19 protein-coding genes are annotated in these 21,621 nt (G+C 38.9%); 14 read left to right on the top strand and 5 right to left on the bottom strand.

Translation table 11 applies throughout. The features are described from left to right. Positions 1-156: 156 nt before the first annotated feature. The 5 genes from FEDK69T_RS00650 to FEDK69T_RS00630 all read left to right on the top strand — a co-directional run bounded on the left by FEDK69T_RS00650 (position 157) and on the right by FEDK69T_RS00630 (position 5,325). A complete protein-coding gene (locus FEDK69T_RS00650; RefSeq protein WP_023572196.1) occupies positions 157-780 on the top strand; it encodes a TetR/AcrR family transcriptional regulator in 624 nt (207 codons plus the stop codon). Then, positions 770-2,089: a TolC family protein gene (locus FEDK69T_RS00645; RefSeq protein ID WP_035629892.1), complete on the top strand. Its 1,320-nt coding sequence runs from the start codon at positions 770-772 to the stop codon at positions 2,087-2,089. Before FEDK69T_RS00650 ends, FEDK69T_RS00645 begins: the two co-directional genes overlap by 11 nt. A 16-nt stretch (positions 2,090-2,105) precedes the next feature. Further along, entirely contained in the window at positions 2,106-3,185 is a 1,080-nt protein-coding gene (locus tag FEDK69T_RS00640; protein ID WP_023572194.1) for an HlyD family secretion protein, read from the top strand. Position 3,186: 1 nt separating this feature from the next. Then, complete coding sequence (locus tag FEDK69T_RS00635) at positions 3,187-4,764, top strand: DHA2 family efflux MFS transporter permease subunit (RefSeq protein ID WP_023572193.1); 1,578 nt, start codon at positions 3,187-3,189, stop codon at positions 4,762-4,764. Positions 4,765-4,971: 207 nt separating this feature from the next. Then, positions 4,972-5,325, top strand: a complete 354-nt coding sequence (locus tag FEDK69T_RS00630; protein ID WP_035629893.1) for a hypothetical protein — start codon at positions 4,972-4,974, stop codon at positions 5,323-5,325. Here FEDK69T_RS00630 and yaaA read toward each other — a convergent pair. Then, positions 5,322-6,080 carry a peroxide stress protein YaaA gene (gene yaaA, locus FEDK69T_RS00625; RefSeq protein ID WP_023572191.1) on the bottom strand — a complete coding sequence of 253 codons (759 nt, stop codon included), beginning with the start codon at positions 6,078-6,080 and terminating at the stop codon, positions 5,322-5,324. The two genes, FEDK69T_RS00630 and yaaA, sit on opposite strands and share 4 nt — an antisense overlap. Before the next feature lie 250 nt (positions 6,081-6,330). Between yaaA and FEDK69T_RS00620 the strand changes: the two genes are divergently transcribed. After that, the gene (locus FEDK69T_RS00620) at positions 6,331-7,119 is read left to right on the top strand and encodes a slipin family protein (protein WP_023572190.1); all 789 of its coding nucleotides are present in this window, start codon (positions 6,331-6,333) and stop codon (positions 7,117-7,119) included. 349 nt (positions 7,120-7,468) lie between these two features. Continuing rightward, positions 7,469-7,930, top strand: a complete 462-nt coding sequence (locus FEDK69T_RS00615) for a cupin domain-containing protein (protein WP_205622822.1) — start codon at positions 7,469-7,471, stop codon at positions 7,928-7,930. Between the two features lie 67 nt (positions 7,931-7,997). Here FEDK69T_RS00615 and glmM read toward each other — a convergent pair whose 3' ends face one another. After that, entirely contained in the window at positions 7,998-9,386 is a 1,389-nt protein-coding gene (gene glmM, locus FEDK69T_RS00610; RefSeq protein WP_023572188.1) for a phosphoglucosamine mutase, read from the bottom strand. A gap of 124 nt (positions 9,387-9,510) precedes the next feature. Here glmM and FEDK69T_RS00605 point away from each other — a divergent pair, with 124 nt between their 5' ends. The 3 genes from FEDK69T_RS00605 (at position 9,511) to FEDK69T_RS00595 (ending at position 12,654) form a co-directional block, all read left to right on the top strand. After that, positions 9,511-10,095 (top strand): acyl carrier protein phosphodiesterase, encoded by a 585-nt coding sequence (locus FEDK69T_RS00605; RefSeq protein WP_023572187.1) that lies wholly within the window; start codon positions 9,511-9,513, stop codon positions 10,093-10,095. Then, a complete protein-coding gene (locus FEDK69T_RS00600; RefSeq protein ID WP_035629894.1) occupies positions 10,095-10,760 on the top strand; it encodes a DNA alkylation repair protein in 666 nt (221 codons plus the stop codon). Before FEDK69T_RS00605 ends, FEDK69T_RS00600 begins: the two co-directional genes overlap by 1 nt. Positions 10,761-10,833: 73 nt before the next feature. Further along, entirely contained in the window at positions 10,834-12,654 is a 1,821-nt protein-coding gene (locus tag FEDK69T_RS00595) for a chloride channel protein (RefSeq protein WP_081711682.1), read from the top strand. Positions 12,655-12,747: 93 nt separating this feature from the next. On the opposite strand, the gene FEDK69T_RS00590 is transcribed toward FEDK69T_RS00595, so the two are convergent. After that, a complete protein-coding gene (locus FEDK69T_RS00590; RefSeq protein ID WP_131494742.1) occupies positions 12,748-13,428 on the bottom strand; it encodes a hypothetical protein in 681 nt (226 codons plus the stop codon). Between the two features lie 400 nt (positions 13,429-13,828). Here FEDK69T_RS00590 and uvrA point away from each other — a divergent pair, with 400 nt between their 5' ends. The 4 genes from uvrA to FEDK69T_RS00570 all read left to right on the top strand — a co-directional run bounded on the left by uvrA (position 13,829) and on the right by FEDK69T_RS00570 (position 19,719). Continuing rightward, the gene (gene uvrA, locus FEDK69T_RS00585) at positions 13,829-16,660 is read left to right on the top strand and encodes an excinuclease ABC subunit UvrA (RefSeq protein WP_023572183.1); all 2,832 of its coding nucleotides are present in this window, start codon (positions 13,829-13,831) and stop codon (positions 16,658-16,660) included. 35 nt (positions 16,661-16,695) lie between these two features. Next, positions 16,696-17,421: an LOG family protein gene (locus tag FEDK69T_RS00580; RefSeq protein ID WP_035629947.1), complete on the top strand. Its 726-nt coding sequence runs from the start codon at positions 16,696-16,698 to the stop codon at positions 17,419-17,421. 129 nt (positions 17,422-17,550) lie between these two features. Next, positions 17,551-18,627, top strand: a complete 1,077-nt coding sequence (locus tag FEDK69T_RS00575; protein WP_023572181.1) for a DUF3667 domain-containing protein — start codon at positions 17,551-17,553, stop codon at positions 18,625-18,627. A gap of 63 nt (positions 18,628-18,690) precedes the next feature. After that, a complete protein-coding gene (locus FEDK69T_RS00570) occupies positions 18,691-19,719 on the top strand; it encodes a M28 family metallopeptidase (RefSeq protein WP_023572180.1) in 1,029 nt (342 codons plus the stop codon). 50 nt (positions 19,720-19,769) lie between these two features. Here FEDK69T_RS00570 and FEDK69T_RS00565 read toward each other — a convergent pair whose 3' ends face one another. Beyond that, positions 19,770-20,099, bottom strand: coding sequence for a YegP family protein (locus FEDK69T_RS00565; RefSeq protein WP_023572179.1), 330 nt, complete (start codon positions 20,097-20,099; stop codon positions 19,770-19,772). Positions 20,100-20,355: 256 nt separating this feature from the next. Further along, positions 20,356-21,294 (bottom strand): SdiA-regulated domain-containing protein, encoded by a 939-nt coding sequence (locus tag FEDK69T_RS00560; RefSeq protein WP_131494743.1) that lies wholly within the window; start codon positions 21,292-21,294, stop codon positions 20,356-20,358. Positions 21,295-21,621 lie beyond the last annotated feature (327 nt).

The following is a 21,621-nucleotide window of genomic DNA, read 5'->3' as shown; positions in this document are numbered from 1 at the left end:
ATTCATACCACTTAATTTTCACTCGCCTACTCCATCTGAAAATCATCAAAAATCAATCAAATCCACATTGTTAAAAAAAATGTTAAAATTAATTTAAACAAACGTTTAATTTAAACAAGTGTTTAATTTTGCATCCGATTCCAAAATCAAATTAAAATGACTGATTTTAACGACAAGCAAATTGAAATTTTACAGGCGGCTGAAAAGCTTTTTGCCGAACAAGGTTTTGACGGAACTTCGGTACGCGATATTGCCAAAGTTGCTAACGTCAATATCGCGATGATCTCCTACTATTTCGGTTCTAAAGAAAAGTTGCTCGAAGCGTTAATTATTTACCGCATTTCGGATATGCGTCTGCAGATGGAAAATTTGTATCGCGAAGACCTCACCCCTTTAGAAAAAATTGATCGCTTAATCGAATTATACATCAAGCGCATCAATCGAAATAAAAGCATGTATCAGATTATCCACTTTGAAATTTCATCCGGAAAAAGAATCATCAATTGCGATGCTTTCAATGAAATAAAAAAACACAATCTGGAGATTTTGAAAAATATTATTGCTGAAGGTCAGGACAAAGGTTTTTTCCGGAAAGATGTCAATACCATTTTGATTCCTACTACCATCATGGGAACATATTTTCATTTCCAGATGAACAAACCCTATTTTAAAGACATTCTGAATTTAAATACGCCGGAAGATATCGACAACTACGTTAACACAGAACTTACACGTCATATCAAACAAACAATTAAAGCTCTACTTACCTATGAAAATTAACTTTATCAAGCTGGGAATTTTCTTCCTGCTTGGCATATCTTCAGCATTAGCGCAGGAGAAAAAAAACATGACTCTTGAAGAAGCTATTCAAATGGCGACAACACAGAGCACTGAAGCCAAGTTGTCAGACACCAAAGTGGCAACAAAAGAATTCGAAATGCAGACGGTTAAAAACAAGCAATATCCCGATGTAAAAATCAACGGGCAATACCAACGCCTTACCAATGCGGATGTGGATTTCAAATTAGGAAACCAATCGCAAGGCGGAAGTACTCCAGATGTGCACCAGCTTATTTTAGGCAACGCGATGGCAACTGTTCCGGTATTTGCCGGTTTTAAAATCCAAAACAGCATCAAAGCCTCACAAAGTCTGTATGAAGCGGAGCAATTCTATTCTAAACAAACTAAAGAAGATGTCGCGCTACAGGCTGTAAAACTTTACGTAACGTTATACAAAGCTCAGGAAAATGAAAAACTGATTCAGGAAAACATCAAAAGAGCCGAACAGCGTGTGGTCGATTTCAAAGCGATGGAAGAAAACGGACTGATTGCCCGAAACGACTTGTTGAGAGCACAATTACAGGTTTCCAATTATCAGATTGCCCTTGAAGAAGCCAGAAAAAATATGAGTACCATAAATTACCAATTGGCAACTCTTTTGAAATTACCCGAAGGAACGATCATAAATCCCGATTCTGACACTTTTAAGAAAGAAACTGGTTTTGATACGCCTTCAGACGATATTTCCGGCAGAAACGATTTAAATGCAATCCGTTTGCAGCAAAAGGCCGCGGAAACCAACGTAAAAATAGCAAAAGGGAACTACTACCCTGCTTTAACCCTTATGGGAGGTTACATTGGTTTTGATTTGCAGAACACTGTAACCGTTACCAATGCAATGAACTTTGGTGCGGGGCTTTCTTATGATTTGTCTTCCGTTTTCAAAAACGGAAAAGATGTCAAAGCCGCTAAAAGCAAAGCAAAAGAAACAGAACAATCATTGGACATAATGACCGATCAGGCAAAAATACAGATTCAGCAGGCCAATGAAAATTACGTTCTGGCCCAGAAGCAAAACAAAGTTTACGAAGAAGCCGTTGCACAGGCCGCTGAAAATTTCAGAATTGTAAAAGACAAACACGACAACGGTTTGGCCGACACAGACGAATTATTGGAAGCAGACGTACAGCAGTTGCTTTCAAAAATCAACGAATCCTCTTCAAGAGCCGATATCGTTGAGAAATATTATGAAATCTTAGCGGCTTCCGGCAAATTAACCTCATCAACAGTATTACCAACCAAAAACTAAATTAACATCACTCATCATGGAAAATAAACCAGCAAATAAAAAATTCATTCTAATAATTGGCTCTTTAGTTCTTCTGGGGGGTGTATACGGAACTTTCAAATACATGCACGGTCAGGCACACGAAGAAACCGATGACGCTCAGATCGAACAGAACATGAATCCGATCATCCCGCGTGTGGCAGGTTATGTATCAAAAGTTTACATCAAAGACAACGACTTCGTGAAAAAAGGCGATACGCTTTTGGTAATCGACGACAAGGACTTTTTAGTTAAAGTGGAGGAAGCAAAAGCAGCGTTGGCCGTAGCAGAAAATTCACTTGAAGTTTCAAAAGCCGATGTAGGAGCCACAGCCGCAAACATTTCAATTTCAGAAGCTACGATTCAGTCCAACCTGGGAAGCATCGAAGCAGCTAAAATACGTTTAGGAAGAGCTAACAACGATTTTGAACGCTATTCGAATCTCTATAAAAACCATTCCATTACAAAACAGCAATACGAGCAGGCTTTAGCAGCTAAACAAGAAGCTGAAAAACAGGTTGAAATTCTGCAACAGCAACGCAATGCAAGTTCTCACCAGCGTGAAGCCGTGGTTTCAAAAACTAATGTAGCCAGTAAGCAAATAGGCGTAGCAAATGCCAACATAAAACGTGCGCAATCTGTTTTAGATGCTGCTGTACTCAACTTAGGTTATACCGTTATTACAGCTTCTGTAGACGGTCAGGTTTCAAGTGTAGATGTACAGGCTGGCCAAATGATACAACCGGGACAGTCGTTATTTTATATTGTAAACAATGCAGACACTTGGGTAATCGCCAATTTCAAAGAGACACAATTGAACAAAATGCGCATAGGACAAAAAGTTACATTCAAAGTAGATGCTTACCCTGACACTGAATTCGAAGGTGAAGTAAACTCGTTCTCTCCAGCAACCGGATCACGTTTCTCTATCTTGCCTCCGGACAACGCAACGGGCAACTTTGTTAAAACGATTCAACGCCTACCGGTTAAAATAAAATTATCCGCAAATAATGATGCGGAAAAAGTAAAATTACTACGCCCGGGAATGAATGTGGAAGTAGATGTTCACGTAAAATAATATGACAACACAAGCAGAAGATTTAGTAGAATACGGCTTTCGCAGGGTCATCATCACAATTACGGCAGTACTTTGTGCACTGCTGGAAATTGTAGATACTACTATCGTAAACGTAGCCCTAAACGACATGAAAGGTAGTTTGGGAGCCACTCTGACCGATGTTGCCTGGGTAATTACCGCTTATGCCATTGCCAATGTAATCATCATTCCGATGACCAGTTGGCTCTCCCAACAATTCGGAAGAAGAAATTACTTTGCGGCTTCCATTATCATATTTACCGTTTCCTCTTTCCTTTGCGGAAATGCGTCCAACATTTGGGAATTGGTATTTTTCCGATTCATTCAGGGAATGGGCGGTGGTGCACTTTTGGTAACGGCTCAAACCATTATTACCGAAAGTTATCCGGCAGCCAAACGCGGAATGGCACAGGCAATTTACGGAATGGGAGTAATTGTGGGACCCACTTTAGGTCCGCCTCTTGGAGGATATCTTGTGGATAATTTCTCGTGGCCTTATATTTTCTACATCAATATCCCACTGGGAATAATTGCGACCATTTTGACGCTTTACTTTGTGAAGAGTCCGAAATACGGCGAAAAACTAAAAGCTAATCAGGTGGATTGGTGGGGAATCGTGTTTCTGGCGTCCTTTATCGGATCGCTGCAATTTGTTTTGGAGCACGGGCAACAGGACGACTGGTTTGAAGACATTACAATCATCATCCTTTCAGTTGTTTCGTTTTTTGGGTTAATTTTATTCATCTGGCGACAGCTCACTTATAAATACCCAATTGTAAACCTGCGCGTGCTTCAGGATCGAAATCTGCGCATCGGAACCATAATGTGTTTTATTTTGGGTTTCGGATTGTATGGCTCAACGTTCATTATCCCGATTTACACGCAGGCTATTTTGGGATGGACAGCCACTGATGCAGGATTATTGCTGATTCCGAGTTCAATCATGACTGGGATTATGATGCCGATTATCGGGAAAATGATTCAAAAAGGAGTTCCGCAAGCCTATCTGGTAGCTATCGGGTTTATGATTTTCTTCGGATTTACTTTTTGGATGTACAGCATAATGACTCCGGACACAGGAACGGAACATATGTTCTGGCCGTTAATTTTGCGCGGTATGGGACTCGGTCTCCTCTTTGTGCCTATTACCACTTTGGCCTTGTCAACGTTACATGGCAGACAAATTGGAGAAGGTGCCGCTTTTACAGGGATGATGCGACAATTGGGAGGTTCCTTCGGGATTGCCATTATTACAACATTTATTTCCCGTTTCACGCAAGGACACCGTGTTAACCTCATCGCCCATCTGGATTCAACAAAATTTGAAGTACAGCAACGCATTCAACAACTGCAAATGGGTTTCATGTCTAAAGGCTTCAGCGCAAGCGAATCGCTGGACAAAGCTCATAAAGCCATTGAAATGTCGGTAATGAAACAAAGTACTGTACTCTCGTACATGGATGTCTTTCTCTATTTAGGCATCATGTTCCTTATCTGTATCCCGTTTGTGCTCTTAATCAAACGAGGAGCCGGAAAAGTAGACATGTCGAATGTTCATTAATTTAAACATAGTAGTTATTTGATTAGGAAACTCTGAACAGTAATTGTTCAGAGTTTTTTTATTGTTTTTTCGCTTAGTCGTTTTTTTTTTCACTTAATCGATTTGCAAAAAAAATAACTATAATTTAAGCTAATTTTAAAACTCAATTAAAACTCATTTCGTTGTTATTCAGATAGTTACATATTATTAATCAAAACTACATTCATCATGGGCATCTTTACTAACGGAGACAGAAGAATTCTAAAAGAATTTTTAATGAAAAGTGAACATAATTGTCACGATATCGAGAAGGAAATTGATGAGTTTCTAGTAGACTTACAAGCGGAATATGATGAAAACAGTTATATAATGAATGAATTTTCTGAGTTCGTAAACGAACTTCGCGAAAAACTTCATCCTTCCGATGCGAATAAACTGATGGAATTCTCCTCAAGATTGACAAGAGTTAAACATTGTGCCCGCAAAGGTGTTGAAGCTCTACGTGAGATATCTCGCGATCAGCGCAAAATGACACGCGACACGTTCCGCGATTATGAAGAATATTTACATTTAGGATATTAACGCGTAAAAACCAGAGTATTGCCCTTGCTCAGGTTTTCGTCGAACTTATAACCCTCATAATTGAAATCCTTCAAATCCTGGAGGGTTTCTGCATTTGTATCAATAATGTAACGCACCATCATTCCTCTGGCCTTCTTGGCGAAGAAACTTATCATTTTAAGTTTTCCGTCTTTGTAATCTTTGAACTCAGGGGTAATTACAGGCACTTTCAATGCTTTTACATCTACAGCCGAAAAATACTCATTGCTGGCAAGATTAAGGAATAAATCTTCCTTTTTAAGCTCCTTATTCAGCTCTTTAGTGATTTTCGTTTTCCAGAATTCATAAAGGTTTTTGTTTTTACCGATTGGCATATGAGTACCCATTTCCAGACGGTAGGGCTGGATTAAATCCAATGGTTTCAGAAGGCCATACAAACCGGAGAGAATTCGTAGTTTATCCTGCAAAACGTCTAATTTTTCAACCGGTAGGTTATAAGCATCCAAACCGTGATAAACATCTCCATTAAATGCATAAACTGCAGGACGCGCATTTTCGGGAGTAAAAGGAGTAGCCCACTCCTGATTGCGCTGCCAGTTCAGATCGGCCAGCTTATCCGAAATATCCATTAATTCCATCAGCTGTTTGGGCTTCTTTTTCTTCAACACTTTATGGACCGAATTAGCCTCTTTTAAAAAGCAGGCTTCGGTAAATTGAGGTGTTGGCAGTTCTTTTTCAAAATCCAATGACTTAGCCGGGGAAATAACGATTTTCATTCTTTGTTTTTTAATGGTTTTCAAAAGTACAAATTCCAATCATAAATCCATATACGACTGAATTGATTGTACCGATTTGAATATTGATAAAAATGATTTCGTTTGTAAAACATCACATCCAATTCGCATATAACTCACTGAATTTATTTACAAAAAAATTCTTTTATTGCAAACATTAGTCGTAAATTTATAGGTTGATTGCAAACAAAATCAACAACGCAATAATGGACAAATTTTAGCACAAAAAATTATGACAACTATTCAAATCATAGGAATCATCTTTGTGATCCTCCTTCTTTCAGGATTTCGCATAGCACAGGAATATCAGCGAGGCATTGTTTTCAGGCTCGGGCGGTTTTATAAGGTAAAAGGCCCGGGACTATACTATAACATTCCTTTAATAGACTGGCAACAACGAGTTGACATCAGAACAAAAACCGTCGATCTTGAGCAACAGGAAACCATTACAAAAGACAGCGTAACCATAAAAGTAAACGCGGTGCTCTGGTTCAAAATCACCAATCCGGAAGATGCCATCATCAAAGTCGCCGATTTCAATAAAGCCGTTTATCAGTTTTCAGTAACTGCATTACGAAATATCATCGGACAACACTCGTTGGATGAAGTATTAAGGGAAAGGGAAAAAATAAACGGAACGCTGCAACGGATTGTGGATTCGGCAACGGAACCCTGGGGAATTAAAATTGAAATGGTGGAAATGAAAGACGTGGAAATCCCCGAAGGCATGCAAAGAGCCATGGCACGTGAAGCAGAAGCCATTCGGGAAAAAAGAGCCCGAATTGTCAAAGCCGAAGCCGAACTCGACGCTTCCATCAAACTCACGCAAGGAGCAACAAAAATGGCGGAAAGTCCCATAGCTCTGGAATTAAGAAGAATGCAGATGCTATCCGAAATCGGTATCGATAATAACACCACTACCATTGTTTTGATCCCTTCCGATTTTACCAATGCGGCGAAGAACTTTACGGAAGTCATCTCCAAAAAGAAATCAGAGGATAAAAAACGAAAAGGAAAATAGATTGTTTGGATTCCAATCCTAAATCTGCAGAACAGTATTAATGAAGAAGCTAGTTCCCGAATTCAATCTTTGAAAATTTTGATTTTAAGCACCGGTAATTCAATTTCCCTGATATTTTGATTGTTGATAGTATATTTTACTTCTTTTCGCAATTATAACCTAAGTTTAATTCTTAACTTTATTGGTTCAAAACGCAGTCTTTACAATAGATGCTACAAAACATAAACCCCATTTAATTAAACCATTCTTTGCCTGCAGATGCTACGAGTAATTATCAATTGTAAATCAATTATAATAACTGCTGAAAAACAAAGATGGAAAAATGAAAACAACACAAAAAATTGCTGCTTTGATACTGTTTTGCATCTGCAGCGTCGTTATGAATCTACAGGCACAGGATCATATGATGTCCGATCATATCATGGTAATGCCTAAAGATATTAAATGGACTGATGGCCCGGCCGGATTACCGCCAGGCAGTAAAATTGCCGTATTAGAAGGTGATCCAAGCGCTGTTGGCTTGTTCACAATACGCGTTAAATTACCATCTAATTATAAAATAAAACCACATACACATCCGGCAGATGAGCATATTACCGTCATCCAAGGAACTTTTAATATGGGTCTGGGTGCAACGTATGATGAAAAAGCCGCAAAAACAATGCCTGTGGGAGCATTTGCTGTAATGAAAGTTGGTACAGTTCACTATGCATTTACTAAAGGCGATGTCATTGTACAGATTCACGGCATGGGACCATGGGGAATAACCTATGTCAATCCTGCCGATGATCCGCGGTTAGCTAAGAAATAAACAAATACAAAAACCCTGAGTAAGTGCTCAGGGTTCTTTTTATATTAAAAACTGAAACAGTTTAAAATTATATACCGGCGATTTGCTTCAACTCCCCTACAAATCGTTCCGCTAAAACATCGGCAGCGTTTTGTGTCGGAGCTTCCGTGTAAATTCGGATAATCGGTTCAGTATTTGATTTTCTTAAATGAACCCATTCCGTTGGGAAATCGATTTTCACTCCGTCTATCGTTGAAATATTTTCCGAAGCGTATTTTTCAGTCATCGTTTTCAAAACTGCATCCACATCAATCTGCGGAGTCAACTCGATTTTGTTTTTACTCATGAAATACTGAGGATATGCCGCACGCATTTCGGCAACGGTTTGTGTCTGGTTAGCCAAATGAGTCAAGAACAAAGCTACACCAACTAAAGCATCGCGTCCGTAATGGATTTCCGGATAGATGATACCGCCATTCCCTTCTCCCCCGATAATCGCATTGGATGATTTCATCAGTTCCACCACATTCACCTCACCTACCGCACTCGCCTGATAGCTTCCGTTGTGTTTTTCGGTAATATCTCGTAAAGCTCGTGAAGAAGACATATTAGAAACCGTATTTCCCGGAGTTTTACTCAATACATAATCGGCAACAGCCACCAAAGTATATTCTTCCCCAAACATTTCGCCATCGTTTGAAATGAAGGCCAAACGGTCTACATCCGGATCTACTACAATTCCAAAATCGGCTTTTTCTTCCACAACCAATTTACAAATATCACCAAGATGTTCTTTCAAAGGTTCCGGATTGTGAGGGAAATGACCGTTTGGTTCGCAGTATAATTTTACTACTTCCACGCCCATTTGCTCCAATAGCTTCGGAATAATGATTCCTCCCGAAGAATTCACGCCGTCAACAACAACTTTGAATTTTCTTTTCGCTACAGCATCCACATCCACTAAAGGCAAATTCAACACCTCATCAATATGAATGTCCATATAAGCATCATTTTCAGTTACTGTTCCTAAACTGTCCACATCCGAAAAATCAAAAGCTTCAGCTTCGGCAATTTCAAGGATTTTAGTGCCATCAGCACCGCTTAAAAACTCACCTTTTGCGTTTAATAACTTCAAAGCATTCCACTGTTTCGGATTATGCGATGCCGTTAAAATAATTCCGCCATCAGCTTTTTCCAAAGGAACAGCCACTTCTACTGTCGGTGTTGTTGACAAACCTAAATCGATTACGTCAATCCCAAGCCCAACAAGCGTATTTACCACAAGATTGTGAATCATCGGTCCGGAAATACGGGCATCACGGCCAATAACCACGGTCAATCTCTCTTTATTTATATTTTGCTTCAGAAAAGTGCCGTAAGCCGATGCGAATTTAACGGCATCAACCGGCGTCAGATTATCGCCCACTTTACCACCGATGGTTCCGCGGATTCCAGAAATGGATTTTATTAAAGTCATATAAAGGGTTATTCTAAATTTTAAATGTTAAATTTTAAATGCAGTGACAAATATAGCGAATTGTGGTTTTGAGAAAATCAATTAAAATTTAAAAATCATCATTTAAAATTATTATATTAGTAATATGAACTTTTTAGCACATATCTATCTTTCCGGCGAAAACGATTTAATAAAAATCGGAAATTTCATGGCGGACGGTATTCGTGGGCATGACTATGAGCAGTTTCCACTGGATGTACAAAAAGGAATTTTACTGCACCGCGCCATTGACACATTTACAGATGCCCATCCTATTTTCAGGCAGAGTAAACACAGATTACATGATGCTTACGGACATTATTCCGGTGTGATTATGGATATTTTCTATGATCATTTCCTGGCAAAAAACTGGGCCCAATATTCCGATGAAAACCTGGAAGAGTACGCCAATCGTTTTTATAATTCGCTCAGGGAAAATTACGACTGGCTTACTTCAAAAACCCAAAGTATGATGCCGTCGATGATTGGCAGGAACTGGCTGGCAAGTTATGCCACTGTGGAAGGAATCGGAATGATCCTTTTTCAGATGGACCATCGCACCAAAAACCGGGTTTCCATGCAAAACGCCATAAAAGAACTTGAACAATACTATCCTCAATTCGAATCTGAATTCACTGCTTTTTTTGAAGATTTACGCGTTCATGTACAACAAAAACTATCCATTTTATAATGTATTTTGTTAGTGAACTCGAAACAGCTTTCCAACAAAATGCCTCAACTGAAACGGCGGGCCCAATGGAAGCTTACATGAAAAACAATTTCCCTTTCTTCGGAATCAAAACCAATCAGAGAAGAGAAATCCTGAAAGAACTCTGGAAAATCCATAAGGAAGAAGTCAATCAAAAAGCAAGAACTACCGGTTGGGAATTGTTCTCGAAAAAAGAACGGGAATTCCATTATTGTTCCATCGAAATTCTAATAAAAGAACTCAAAAAGAACTACGTCAAAGAAGACATACAGTTAATCGAAAAAATGATAACAACCCATTCCTGGTGGGACAGTGTGGACATAATTGCCAAGTACCTGCTGGGAAACTACTTCATTCAGTTTCCGGAAGAAACAAAAAAAGTTATTTCTAAATTTTCAAATTCCGATAACATGTGGCTCAACCGTTCTGCCATCCTTTTTCAATTGGATTACAAAGATAAAACAGATGCCCAGTTATTGTTTTCCCTCTCCGAACAACACAAAGATTCCAAAGAGTTTTTCATCCAGAAAGCCATCGGATGGGCTTTACGCGATTACAGTCGGTTTAACCCAAAAGGTGTTATGGACTTTGTAATGAAAACCAACTTAAAACCGCTCAGCAAAAGGGAAGCGCTCCGAAATTTATAATTTCATTTAAACAATGTTCTCACAGAAATGGCTTATTTTAGCATTTCATTCGTTTGAAAACACAAAAAAACCAATGCCCACCAAAAAAGTTTCACCGTTTATTTTGCTGTTACGCAAACAATTAAAGCGTTTTGAAGCTTTTTTGTTTTTACTGAAATCGATTTTATCCAACCGTCAGTTCTTGTACGTTTCCTGTGTCTTAGTTGGAATTTCTTCCGCTTTAGCCGTGATCGTACTGAAAACGTTTGCACACTCTGTTTTCCGGTTTGCGAACTATATTGACGGAATACTTCATCTGCCTTATTCCAACAGTATCCTGCCTATTTTTGGTATTTTACTGACTGCTTTTGTTGTTAAGAAATTCCTTGACGGAAGCATAGAAAAAGGCACCTCGCAAATCATGATTGCCGTAGCCAACAAATCAGGGATCATGCCCAAAAAGCAAATGTATGCGCAAATCGTAACCAGTTCCCTTACCGTTGGTTTGGGAGGTTCCGCCGGATTAGAGTCACCGATTACCATTACCGGTGCGGCTTTCGGGTCTAATTACGCTCAAAAATACCGCCTGAATTATAAAGACCGGACATTGTTACTGGCCTGTGGGGTAGCAGCTGGTATTGCAGCGGCTTTCAACGCTCCAATTGCCGGTGTTTTGTTTTCCATTGAAGTGATTTTGGCCGATATGAGCGTAACTGCCTTCATCCCAATTATGATTTCGGCAGCAACCGGCGCTTTGGTTTCTAAAGTGATTTTAAAAGAAGGCATCTTGCTGAGTTTTAAAAACCAGCTTACTTTCGACTACCACAACATCCCTTATTATATCATCCTGGGAATTTTAGCCGGATTGGTTTCGGTTTACCATGCGAGAAGTTTTCGAAAAGTCGAGCATTTTTTCGGCAAATCAAAATCAACCACCTACAAAAAAGCGCTCGTTGGGGCTACTGCTTTAGCCATTCTCATCTTCTTTTTCCCGACATTGTTCGGCGAAGGTTATGAGAGCATCAAAACGCTGTCGTCAGCAAATCCAGGAGTTTTACTAGAAAATACCATCCTCGATGAACACAAATCAAACCAATGGATCTTACTGTTTTTCATCGGTTTGACATTAATGATAAAATCGATAGCGACCGGACTGACATTAGGCAGCGGCGGTAATGGGGGTAACTTTGCCCCTTCCCTTTTTGTGGGGTCGTATCTTGGTTTTTTTGTGGCCCAATTTTTCAGGCTTACCGGAATCGACCGTGATTTACCCATCAGCAATTTTTCCGTTGTGGGTATGGCCGGTGTTTTAAGTGGTTTGTTCCATTCGCCTTTAACAGCCATCTTCCTCATTGCCGAAATTACGGGAGGCTATGGCTTGATGGTTCCGCTTTTAATTGTGTCTTCCATCAGTTTTGCCATCTCAAAAAACCTGGAAGGCCACTCAATGGACATTAAAAACCTTGCCAATACCGGAACCGTTTTCACCTCCGATAAAGACAAAAATATCCTTTCGTCCATCGAATTATCAAAACTCATCAGAACTGATTTTGTACCTATTAAATCCTCTTCAAAACTCGACGAGGTAGTGAAACTGCTTTCTGAAACAAAACTGTCTGTTTTCCCTGTGGTCAACGAACAGGATTCATTTGTAGGCGTCATTCATTTTGATTCCATCCGCCACATTATTTTCAATTCGTTTCAGGTGAAGTATTCTTTGCTCAGTGACATTATCGAAAGGCCGTCAGCAACCATTTCTTACGATGAAGTCATGGAAACAGTCATTGAAAAATTTGAAACCTCAAATGCCAAGCAGTTGTTTGTTTTAAAAGACAACAAATGTCTGGGCTATGTTACCAAAGTGGACATTCTGGATACTTATCGCGAAAAACTGAAATCGTTCCGAATAGAATAGCTTTATCTCTACTACTGCAAATTACTTTTAATAAAATAGCCCGTCACAAATTGACAGGCTATTTATAAATGTATTGTAGCTAAATATATAAAACTATCTTCCAATAAATCGTAATTTCACTATTCTTAAACCCTCATTCTCATCATATAGTTCCCAATAATGACCTTCGAAACGATCATCAAAAATGGGGTACCTTCCAGATGTTATAGTACCATTGTCCAGATTTATAGTTCTGCCTCTTGGTACAACTATAGAAAGTAATTGACTGCTCACACTTGCATACCTAGTACTTCCACTAACACGGAAGGTTAATTCACCGGCAGAACATACTTCATAGAAACCAGTGCCTCCGTCTGAATTATCACCATCGCAGGTAAAAATTCCTCCATTTGTTCCCACTAATTTTGCATAAATGCCATAGGCAGAAGTCCCGTCTTTATCAATATCCGAAGGTGGCAGTGTAAACTTTGCAGAGCCATCGGTAGCCAAATTATCAGATAACGCACTAAATGGATCACCTTTACCAAGCAGGATTTTCGGCCTTCCTTCTAAGGGAACAAAAATAGTATTCTGATATGTAATTGTACCAGGAGCAATACCTCCTTGTGGAAGCGAGGAGGGTATAGATCCTCCTTGTGGAATTCCGATAATGTTTAAATCGTAATAAGGAGGATCTGGTGGTGGGTCTCCCACAAGCGAATTTTCACTAACTATGGCTGTTGAATTTTCATCAGCTTCTGATGCAACAGCATCTTCTTTTGTACAGCTAATCACACCTAGCATTGCTGCCAGTGCAACAACTGCTAACAATTTAATGTTTCTCATAAATATCTTAATTTGGTTAATAATTCGAAAAAAGCGAATAGGCAGTCGGAGAAAAATACAACCTAATTTGTTTTTCGTGGATTAGTTAAGACAAATTTGAACACAAAACTTCGAAGCAAAAAAAAAATATGATTAACGGTATTAAAAATCGTTAACACGTGATAATAAAATAGTTAAAAAGAGAAAAAAGCAAAAAAAGATATGTTATTAATTGCTTTTCTTGATAATCATAACAATTTATTATTTGAAACAATATTGGAGCTGCATCAAAACAAAACCTTTCCCATTCCACTCTTCAATTTCACTTCAAAATCGTACCTTTGCGTTTTGCACAATTACAAAATAAATTATGCTAAATACCGAGGATACTATTGAAGTTATCGGCGCCCGCGCTCATAACCTGAAAAATATTGATGTTGTCATTCCGCGTGAAAAACTTGTGGTGATTACGGGGCTTTCGGGTTCCGGTAAATCGTCATTGGCTTTTGATACCATTTACGCCGAAGGTCAACGCCGTTACATTGAGACGTTTTCCGCCTACGCCCGCCAGTTCTTGGGCGGTCTGGAACGGCCGGACGTCGACAAGATAGACGGACTTTCCCCGGTAATTGCAATTGAGCAGAAAACGACAAGCAAAAGTCCGCGTTCCACCGTGGGAACCATCACCGAAATTTACGATTTCCTCCGATTGTTATTCGCCAGAGCAGGAGAAGCTTACAGTTACAACACTGGTGAGAAAATGGTTTCCTACTCCGATGATCAGATTAAGGAACTTATTTTTGAAAACTTCAACGGAAAACGCATCAACATATTAGCACCGATAATCCGTTCGCGTAAAGGACATTATCGTGAATTGTTTGAACAAATCTCCAAACAGGGCTTTGTAAAAGTGCGTGTCGACGGAGAAATCCGCGATTTGGAATACGGAATGAAAGTCGACCGCTACAAAACCCACGATATCGAAACGGTTATCGACAGAATGGCAATTGATTCAACGGAAGAAGTAGACAAACGTCTGACGGAAAGCATCAAAACGGCCATGTACCACGGAGACGGCATCATGATGGTTATCGAGCAGGAAAGTCAGGAAGTTCGTTATTTCAGTAGAAATTTAATGTGCCCTACCACAGGAATCTCCTATCCGAATCCGGAGCCGAACAACTTCTCGTTCAACTCCCCAAAAGGAGCCTGCCCGCATTGTAACGGACTGGGATCCGTAAATGAAATCAATCAGAACAAGATTATCCCTAACACGAAACTATCCATCAAACAAGGTGGTTTTGCACCGTTGGGCGAACAGAAAAGTACATGGATTTTCAAGCAATTGGAATTTATTGGTGAAAAATTCGGTTTTAAACTGACCGACCCCATCGAATCCATTCCAGCTGAGGCCATGGACATGATTTTAAATGGTGGAAACGAGAAATTCTCAGTGGTTTCCAAAGTGATGGGCATTACAAAAGATTATAAAATCGATTTTGAAGGGATTTCTAATTTCATCAAAAATCAATATGAGGAAAGCGATTCGGCTTCCATAAAACGCTGGGCCAAAGAATTCATGGATGAAATCGAATGTCCGGAATGTCATGGAACCCGCTTGAGAAAAGAATCCTTATATTTTAAAATAAACGAAAAAAACATTGGCGATTTATCGTCTATGGATATTGATGAACTGAGCGGATGGTTTAAAAATCTGGACGCTCATTTATCAGAAAAACAAAAAGCCATTGCAGTCGAAGTGGTTAAAGAAATTAAAGCCCGCCTTCAGTTTTTGGTGGATGTGGGACTTAATTATCTGGCATTGCACCGAAGTTCAAAATCTCTTTCCGGCGGTGAAGCTCAACGTATTAGATTAGCAACTCAGATTGGTTCGCAATTAGTTGGTGTGCTTTACATTCTGGATGAGCCGAGTATCGGTTTGCATCAGCGCGATAATGAAAAACTGATCCATTCGTTAGAGCAATTACGCGATATCGGGAATTCGGTTATCGTGGTAGAACATGACAAAGACATGATTGAACGTGCTGATTATGTAATTGACATTGGTCCGAAAGCCGGACGTTTTGGAGGAGAAATTATTAGCATAGGGACACCAGCCGAGTTACTCAAAGAAGACACCATCACAGCACAGTTCCTGAATGGTAAAATGGAAATTGCTGTTCCGAAAACACGTCGAGAAGGCAATGGAAAAGTCTTGAAATTATCGGGCGCCACAGGAAACAACCTGAAAAATGTTACGGTAGAATTACCGTTAGGCAAGCTTATTTGCGTTACGGGGGTTTCAGGAAGCGGAAAATCGACATTGATTAATGAAACGCTTTATCCGATCCTGAATACCCATTTCTTCAACGCCGTAAAAAAACCGCAGCCTTATAAAAAAATTGAAGGGCTTGAACATATCGACAAGGTAATCGACATCGATCAAAGTCCGATCGGACGTACACCACGCTCCAATCCGGCCACATATACCGATGTTTTCTCCGAAATCAGAAGTTTATATACCCAAACTCCTGAAGCGATGATCCGTGGCTACAAACCGGGACGTTTCAGTTTTAATGTTTCGGGCGGGCGTTGTGAAACCTGCGAAGGCTCGGGCGTTAGAACCATTGAAATGAGTTTCCTTCCGGATGTTTATGTGGAATGCGAAACTTGTCAGGGCAAGCGTTTTAACAGGGAGACACTGGAAATCCGTTATAAAGGAAAATCGATTTCGGATGTATTGGAAATGACTGTGGATGAAGCGGTTCCGTTCTTTGAAAACATTCCGAAAATCTATCGTAAAATCAAAACGATACAAGATGTTGGATTGGGGTATATCACACTGGGACAGCAAAGTACAACACTTTCGGGAGGCGAAGCCCAGAGAATCAAACTGGCAACCGAATTATCCAAAAAAGATACCGGAAACACCTTTTACATCCTTGATGAACCTACAACCGGATTGCACTTTGAAGATATTCGCGTATTGATGGACGTAATCAATAAACTCGTTGACAAAGGAAATACCGTTTTGATTATCGAACACAACATGGACGTAATTAAACTTGCCGATTACATAATCGATATCGGATATGAAGGAGGAAAAGGCGGAGGTGAATTAATTGCCAAGGGAACACCTGAAGAAATCATTAAAAATAAACGTAGTTACACCGCACAATTCCTGAAAAAAGAGTTATCTTAGTAAGACTAAAGACTAACTTTTACTTAATGGAAAAGATGATGAAAGATGATTATTTAAATGACGAAGACAGAATTCATGATAAATTTAAAAGAAAAACCTGGAACGAGATTCGTGCTAACGACTCGTGGGCTATCTTTAAAATTATGTCGGAATTCGTTAATGGTTATGAATCCATGGGGAGAATTGGTCCCTGCGTTACCATATTTGGATCCGCAAGAACACAGCCGGATAATAAATATTACATTTTGGCAGAAAAGATTGCCTATAAACTCAGTCAGTCGGGTTATGGTGTAATTACCGGTGGAGGTCCCGGGATCATGGAAGCCGGAAACAAAGGAGCCCATTTAGGCAACGGAATTTCGGTGGGTTTAAATATTGATTTACCCTTTGAGCAACATCACAACCCGTATATTGACAAAGACAAGAACCTTAATTTCGATTATTTCTTCGTTCGTAAAGTAATGTTCGTGAAATATTCTCAGGGCTTTGTAGTTATGCCGGGAGGTTTTGGAACTTTAGACGAATTTTTTGAAGCAGTTACCCTTATCCAAACCAAGAAAATAGGCAAATTCCCTATCATATTGGTTGGAAGGAGTTTTTGGTCCGGATTATTGGAATGGATCAAAAACGTACTGATTGACGAAGAAAAAAATGCAGATATTGAAGACATGAACCTGATTAAGGTTGTAGATACCGAAGATGAAGTGCTCGAAGTGCTTGATACATTCTATAAAAAATACAATCTCAGTCCGAACTTCTAAAAGTCACAAGCCTCATTTTGGAGGCTTTTTTATTTAAAATCAGACAGATAAATCGGAATCGAAAAATAAGAAAAGTACTTCTTTAAAAAAATTTTCATAACTTTATTTACGGTAAACATCATTTCAACCATGAGTAAAGGTGCACTTCGTGAAGACAAATACTGTTTAAACTGCGGTACTTATGTTCAAGGCCGCTTTTGTCCTCTTTGCGGGCAGGAAAACACAGAAACGCGAAAGTCTTTCCATTACCTTTTTACGCATACCGCTGAAGACCTTGTCCATTATGACAGTGGTTTTTGGACAACCATAAAATACCTGCTCTTCCACCCCGCCCGACTCACTCGGGAATATCTTTCCGGAAGAAGAAAAGCTTATGTTGTACCTGTTAAACTGTATATTTTTATAAGTTTTATTACCTTCTTCATCACGAGTTTCTTTATCAATCTGGACGACATGACTGTTAATGATAAGAGTGATCCGGTTGCCATTAATGAAACAGCTCCAAAAGAATTTCAAAAAAAGAAAGGAATCAATATCAACTATTCCACAGAAAGCCCTGTTGATGAAAAAGTAATTTCAAACAGCGGCGAAAAAGTAATTTCAAACAGTGCTGAAAAAATAATTTCAAAAAATGATGAATACGGGTGGGTTCCCGGCTGTGAATCAGTACGCGAACTCGATTCTGTTCAGAATTCACTTCCGGAAAACAAACGGATGTCGAAACTGCAATACTGGTTTACCAAAAGGCTGGTTATGATTGCCGAACACAATACCATGCAGGAAGCCTTCCGAAAATCGGTTGAACTTTTTATCCGTAATCTTCCAAAACTTCTCTTTTTCTACATGCCTTTTTTTGCTTTTTGGCTGTGGCTGGTCCATGGAAAAAAACGCTGGTATTATTTTGATCACGGAATCTTCACGCTCCACTATTTTTCATTCCTTCTTTTACTGACAAGTATCTTTATGATATTGGCGTGGTTATTAAATATGAGCGACTGGCTTGCAATGGATATCATTCTGGGCCTTTTATTTACCGTTTACATGTTCTGGCCTATAATTTATTTTTATAAGGCCCATAAAAGACTTTACGGTGAAAGTAAAATAATATCATTTTTGAAAAGTTCTGCTTTATTTTTAATAAATTTCACCACATTTTGGATCATTCTTGCCTTGTATAGTTTATACACTTTCATGAGCATTCATTAAATACTGTACTTTTTTTGAAACAAAATGTACTTTTTAGCTACTAATTTGAGAAACACATCATCCATGAAAAAGATACTCATTCTAAGTTTTGCAGTTTCGCTAAGTTTTTTAAGCTGTACCTCACAGCAGAAACTGGCGGAACCCACTAAAAATTCACGTGATACTTATATAACTTCAATAAGTTCCGAAAACTTAAAGAAAAACCTTTTTGTTATTGCTTCAGATGAAATGGAAGGCAGAAATACCGGAGAACCTGGTCAGAAAAAAGCCGGGGAATATATCATCAGTCAGTACAAAAAAATGGGAATCTCTTATCCGAAAGGAGCTGACAGCTACTACCAAAAAGTACCTTCCGAATTCATGAAAAAAGGATTTGCTCCGAAATTAAATGATTCTGAAAACATTTGGGCATTTATCGAAGGTTCTGAAAAACCCGAAGAAGTATTGATTATTTCCGCTCATTATGACCACGTGGGAATGAAAAACGGAGAAGTTTACAACGGTGCCGATGATGACGGATCGGGAACAGTTGGGGTTATGGAAATTGCTAAAGCATTTATGGAAGCTAAAAAAGCAGGACACGGACCAAAACGTTCCATTTTATTTCTTCATGTTACTGGAGAAGAACACGGGCTTCATGGTTCGAGATATTATTCAGAGAATCCGTTATTCCCTATTGCCAATACCATAGCCGATATCAATATTGACATGATCGGGCGTCGCGACAACATAAATCCGAACGATAACAATTATATTTATGTGATCGGATCGGATCGTTTAAGTTCTGATTTGCACCGAATGAACGAAGAAGCAAATAAAGAGACCGTAAACCTGCGTTTGGACTACAAATACAACGACAGAAACGATCCTGAACAGATTTACTATCGTTCAGACCATTACAACTTTGCAAAAAAAGGAATTCCGGCTATTTTCTTTTTCAACGGAATTCACGACGATTATCATAAATCTACCGACACTCCGGATAAAATCGAATATGATTTGCTAGCCAAACGAGCTAAACTGGCTTTTGCATTAGCCTGGAAACTGGCCAACAGCGAAAATCGACCGGTAGTTGACAAAGACGGTAAATAATAAAAAAAGCTCCAAATTAACTTGGAGCTTTTTTTATTTTATTGCTGTTTCTATAAATCTTCTTTTACACCTGCCTCAGCTGCATTTTTCTTAACCGATTCGATGCCATTTTCACGAGCTGACTCCGATTCGTACATTTCGCTGTTTCCGATGATCTGTCCGTTTGATGCTTTCAGATTAAAATAAGGCTTTCCGTTTTTTGATTCCAATCTCTCAAATCGGCCATCATCCTGAGAATTTTTCTTAACCGATTCGATGCCGTTTTCACAGGCCGCTTTTGTTGTATACCCTTCACTAGCCAAAATAACCTGACCATTTCCTGCTTTTAAAACAAACTGAAACTCACCATTTGCTCTTTTTGTAATTAAAAATGAACCCATAATTTATCTTTTATTGATTAGTAATTGATTTACCACTAAAATAGTAAGATTATGGTTAACTTTTCAAAAATTGAAGAAATTTAATATCAGTATGCTAAAGTCGTTTCACATAACATTTGGGTTCCGGCCTTGTATAAACCCCTTGACAACACGAATGTTTCGCCTGAGCACTCTCTTTTGTTATTCCGATTACAATTGCAAACTATAATATGGCTGTTTTCGAAGCTAATTTGAATTTGCAATTTTAAAACAATCGTCAGTTTGTCGGCTTGAATATTAACAACGTAGGTACTTTTCCGGCAGCTTCATTTGTAATTATCATGGTACCATCACTCAAAAACGTTATTCCTTCCGCTTTAGCGAATAAATCGTCATTGAGACGTTCCATATTACGTATTTCACCTTGCTCATTAATCACTAACAGCAACTTATCCGCTGCTGATATGATATAAATATCTGAAGTTTGCGGATGGACCGCCAGACTTGCGGGACGAAAATTAAACGGCCTTAGCTTTCCGGACTCTGTCCTGTTTTGCTGAACGATTTTAAACTCTTTAGCGGCAGCCTCCAGTTCAATCGTATTTATACTGTAAGCAGGGCTTTTATTCAACTTTTTTTGGTTCAAATCAAACTCATAAATAAATCTTTCCGATTTATAGTCATGATTAATCGGTTTGCTTTTCGCTGCAATTAGGAGACGGTTTTTTTTGCTGTCAAAGCAAAGTCCCTCATTATTTGTCGTTTGAAGCGGCAGCATTGTATGTAAAACTTTTCCAGACCCCGTTTTTGGACTAAAATTTTCCCATTCAGTCAATCGTCCGTCACTTCTCAGGACAAAGAGGGATTTACCGGTGAAAGTCAGCCCTTCAAAATCACCAACGCTGTCAAATTTATGCCTGACTACAATCGAATCTATCAGAAAGTTATAAATGAACACCATCCCAATCTCATCCTGAACACAGGCTACATGAGCCGAATCAATATCTGTCAGTCCTGATATTTCTTCGAGAATAGCAGGTAAATGATACTTTTTGTTTGGTGTACTAAGGTTGTACGGTATCGCAGAACGGGAACTGTATGTTGGAGCCGAAATACTATTCTGAATTTTAAAATCGTTTTTTGGTTTTCTGTTTGTCTGTGATTCACAATTGGAAACAAATAAACAAACCATAAATAGCTTAAAAAATCTGTTCATAGCAAAAGGATATTTAACAATGTTACATTTAACTTTTAAACAACTGAGACTTATTTTTTTAAATGATTTTTTGATAGACGATTCCGAATTCAGTTTCAATTTTCACAAAATACACACCGTCGCTAAGTTCTTTTAAGCAGATTTATCGCAGTAACAAATATACGAAAGAAATTTCAGCCGAAATAGCTGTGAAAAAACTTTAAAACAAGCTTCTTAAAAACAATTAAGCCTAAAAATCAACAACTTATACAAATATAAAGTGGCCGGCCTTATAATTACAAAGCTTGCTACTCTAGACTAAAAAGGATAGAAATACCGGTTTATAAT

It is taken from the genome of Flavobacterium enshiense DK69, from assembly GCF_000498495.1.
GTDB classification, from domain to species: Bacteria; Bacteroidota; Bacteroidia; order Flavobacteriales; family Flavobacteriaceae; genus Flavobacterium; species Flavobacterium enshiense.
Note: the sequence above shows the minus strand (reverse complement) of the source record. Positions and strands in the feature narration are given on the sequence as shown.

What these genes read in the sequence shown, in the direction of transcription:
- glmM (WP_023572188.1), bottom strand. Translation starts at nt 9,386, where the DNA reads ATGACTTTAATAAAATCCATTTCTGGAATCCGCGGAACCATCGGTGGT.
- FEDK69T_RS00620 (WP_023572190.1), top strand. Translation starts at nt 6,331, where the DNA reads ATGACAACTATTCAAATCATAGGAATCATCTTTGTGATCCTCCTTCTT.
- uvrA (WP_023572183.1), top strand. Translation starts at nt 13,829, where the DNA reads ATGCTAAATACCGAGGATACTATTGAAGTTATCGGCGCCCGCGCTCAT.
- FEDK69T_RS00560 (WP_131494743.1), bottom strand. Translation starts at nt 21,294, where the DNA reads ATGAACAGATTTTTTAAGCTATTTATGGTTTGTTTATTTGTTTCCAAT.
- FEDK69T_RS00600 (WP_035629894.1), top strand. Translation starts at nt 10,095, where the DNA reads ATGTATTTTGTTAGTGAACTCGAAACAGCTTTCCAACAAAATGCCTCA.
- FEDK69T_RS00595 (WP_081711682.1), top strand. Translation starts at nt 10,834, where the DNA reads ATGCCCACCAAAAAAGTTTCACCGTTTATTTTGCTGTTACGCAAACAA.
- FEDK69T_RS00575 (WP_023572181.1), top strand. Translation starts at nt 17,551, where the DNA reads ATGAGTAAAGGTGCACTTCGTGAAGACAAATACTGTTTAAACTGCGGT.
- FEDK69T_RS00645 (WP_035629892.1), top strand. Translation starts at nt 770, where the DNA reads ATGAAAATTAACTTTATCAAGCTGGGAATTTTCTTCCTGCTTGGCATA.
- FEDK69T_RS00635 (WP_023572193.1), top strand. Translation starts at nt 3,187, where the DNA reads ATGACAACACAAGCAGAAGATTTAGTAGAATACGGCTTTCGCAGGGTC.
- yaaA (WP_023572191.1), bottom strand. Translation starts at nt 6,080, where the DNA reads ATGAAAATCGTTATTTCCCCGGCTAAGTCATTGGATTTTGAAAAAGAA.
- FEDK69T_RS00630 (WP_035629893.1), top strand. Translation starts at nt 4,972, where the DNA reads ATGGGCATCTTTACTAACGGAGACAGAAGAATTCTAAAAGAATTTTTA.
- FEDK69T_RS00580 (WP_035629947.1), top strand. Translation starts at nt 16,696, where the DNA reads ATGATGAAAGATGATTATTTAAATGACGAAGACAGAATTCATGATAAA.
- FEDK69T_RS00570 (WP_023572180.1), top strand. Translation starts at nt 18,691, where the DNA reads ATGAAAAAGATACTCATTCTAAGTTTTGCAGTTTCGCTAAGTTTTTTA.
- FEDK69T_RS00640 (WP_023572194.1), top strand. Translation starts at nt 2,106, where the DNA reads ATGGAAAATAAACCAGCAAATAAAAAATTCATTCTAATAATTGGCTCT.
- FEDK69T_RS00650 (WP_023572196.1), top strand. Translation starts at nt 157, where the DNA reads ATGACTGATTTTAACGACAAGCAAATTGAAATTTTACAGGCGGCTGAA.
- FEDK69T_RS00605 (WP_023572187.1), top strand. Translation starts at nt 9,511, where the DNA reads ATGAACTTTTTAGCACATATCTATCTTTCCGGCGAAAACGATTTAATA.
- FEDK69T_RS00565 (WP_023572179.1), bottom strand. Translation starts at nt 20,099, where the DNA reads ATGGGTTCATTTTTAATTACAAAAAGAGCAAATGGTGAGTTTCAGTTT.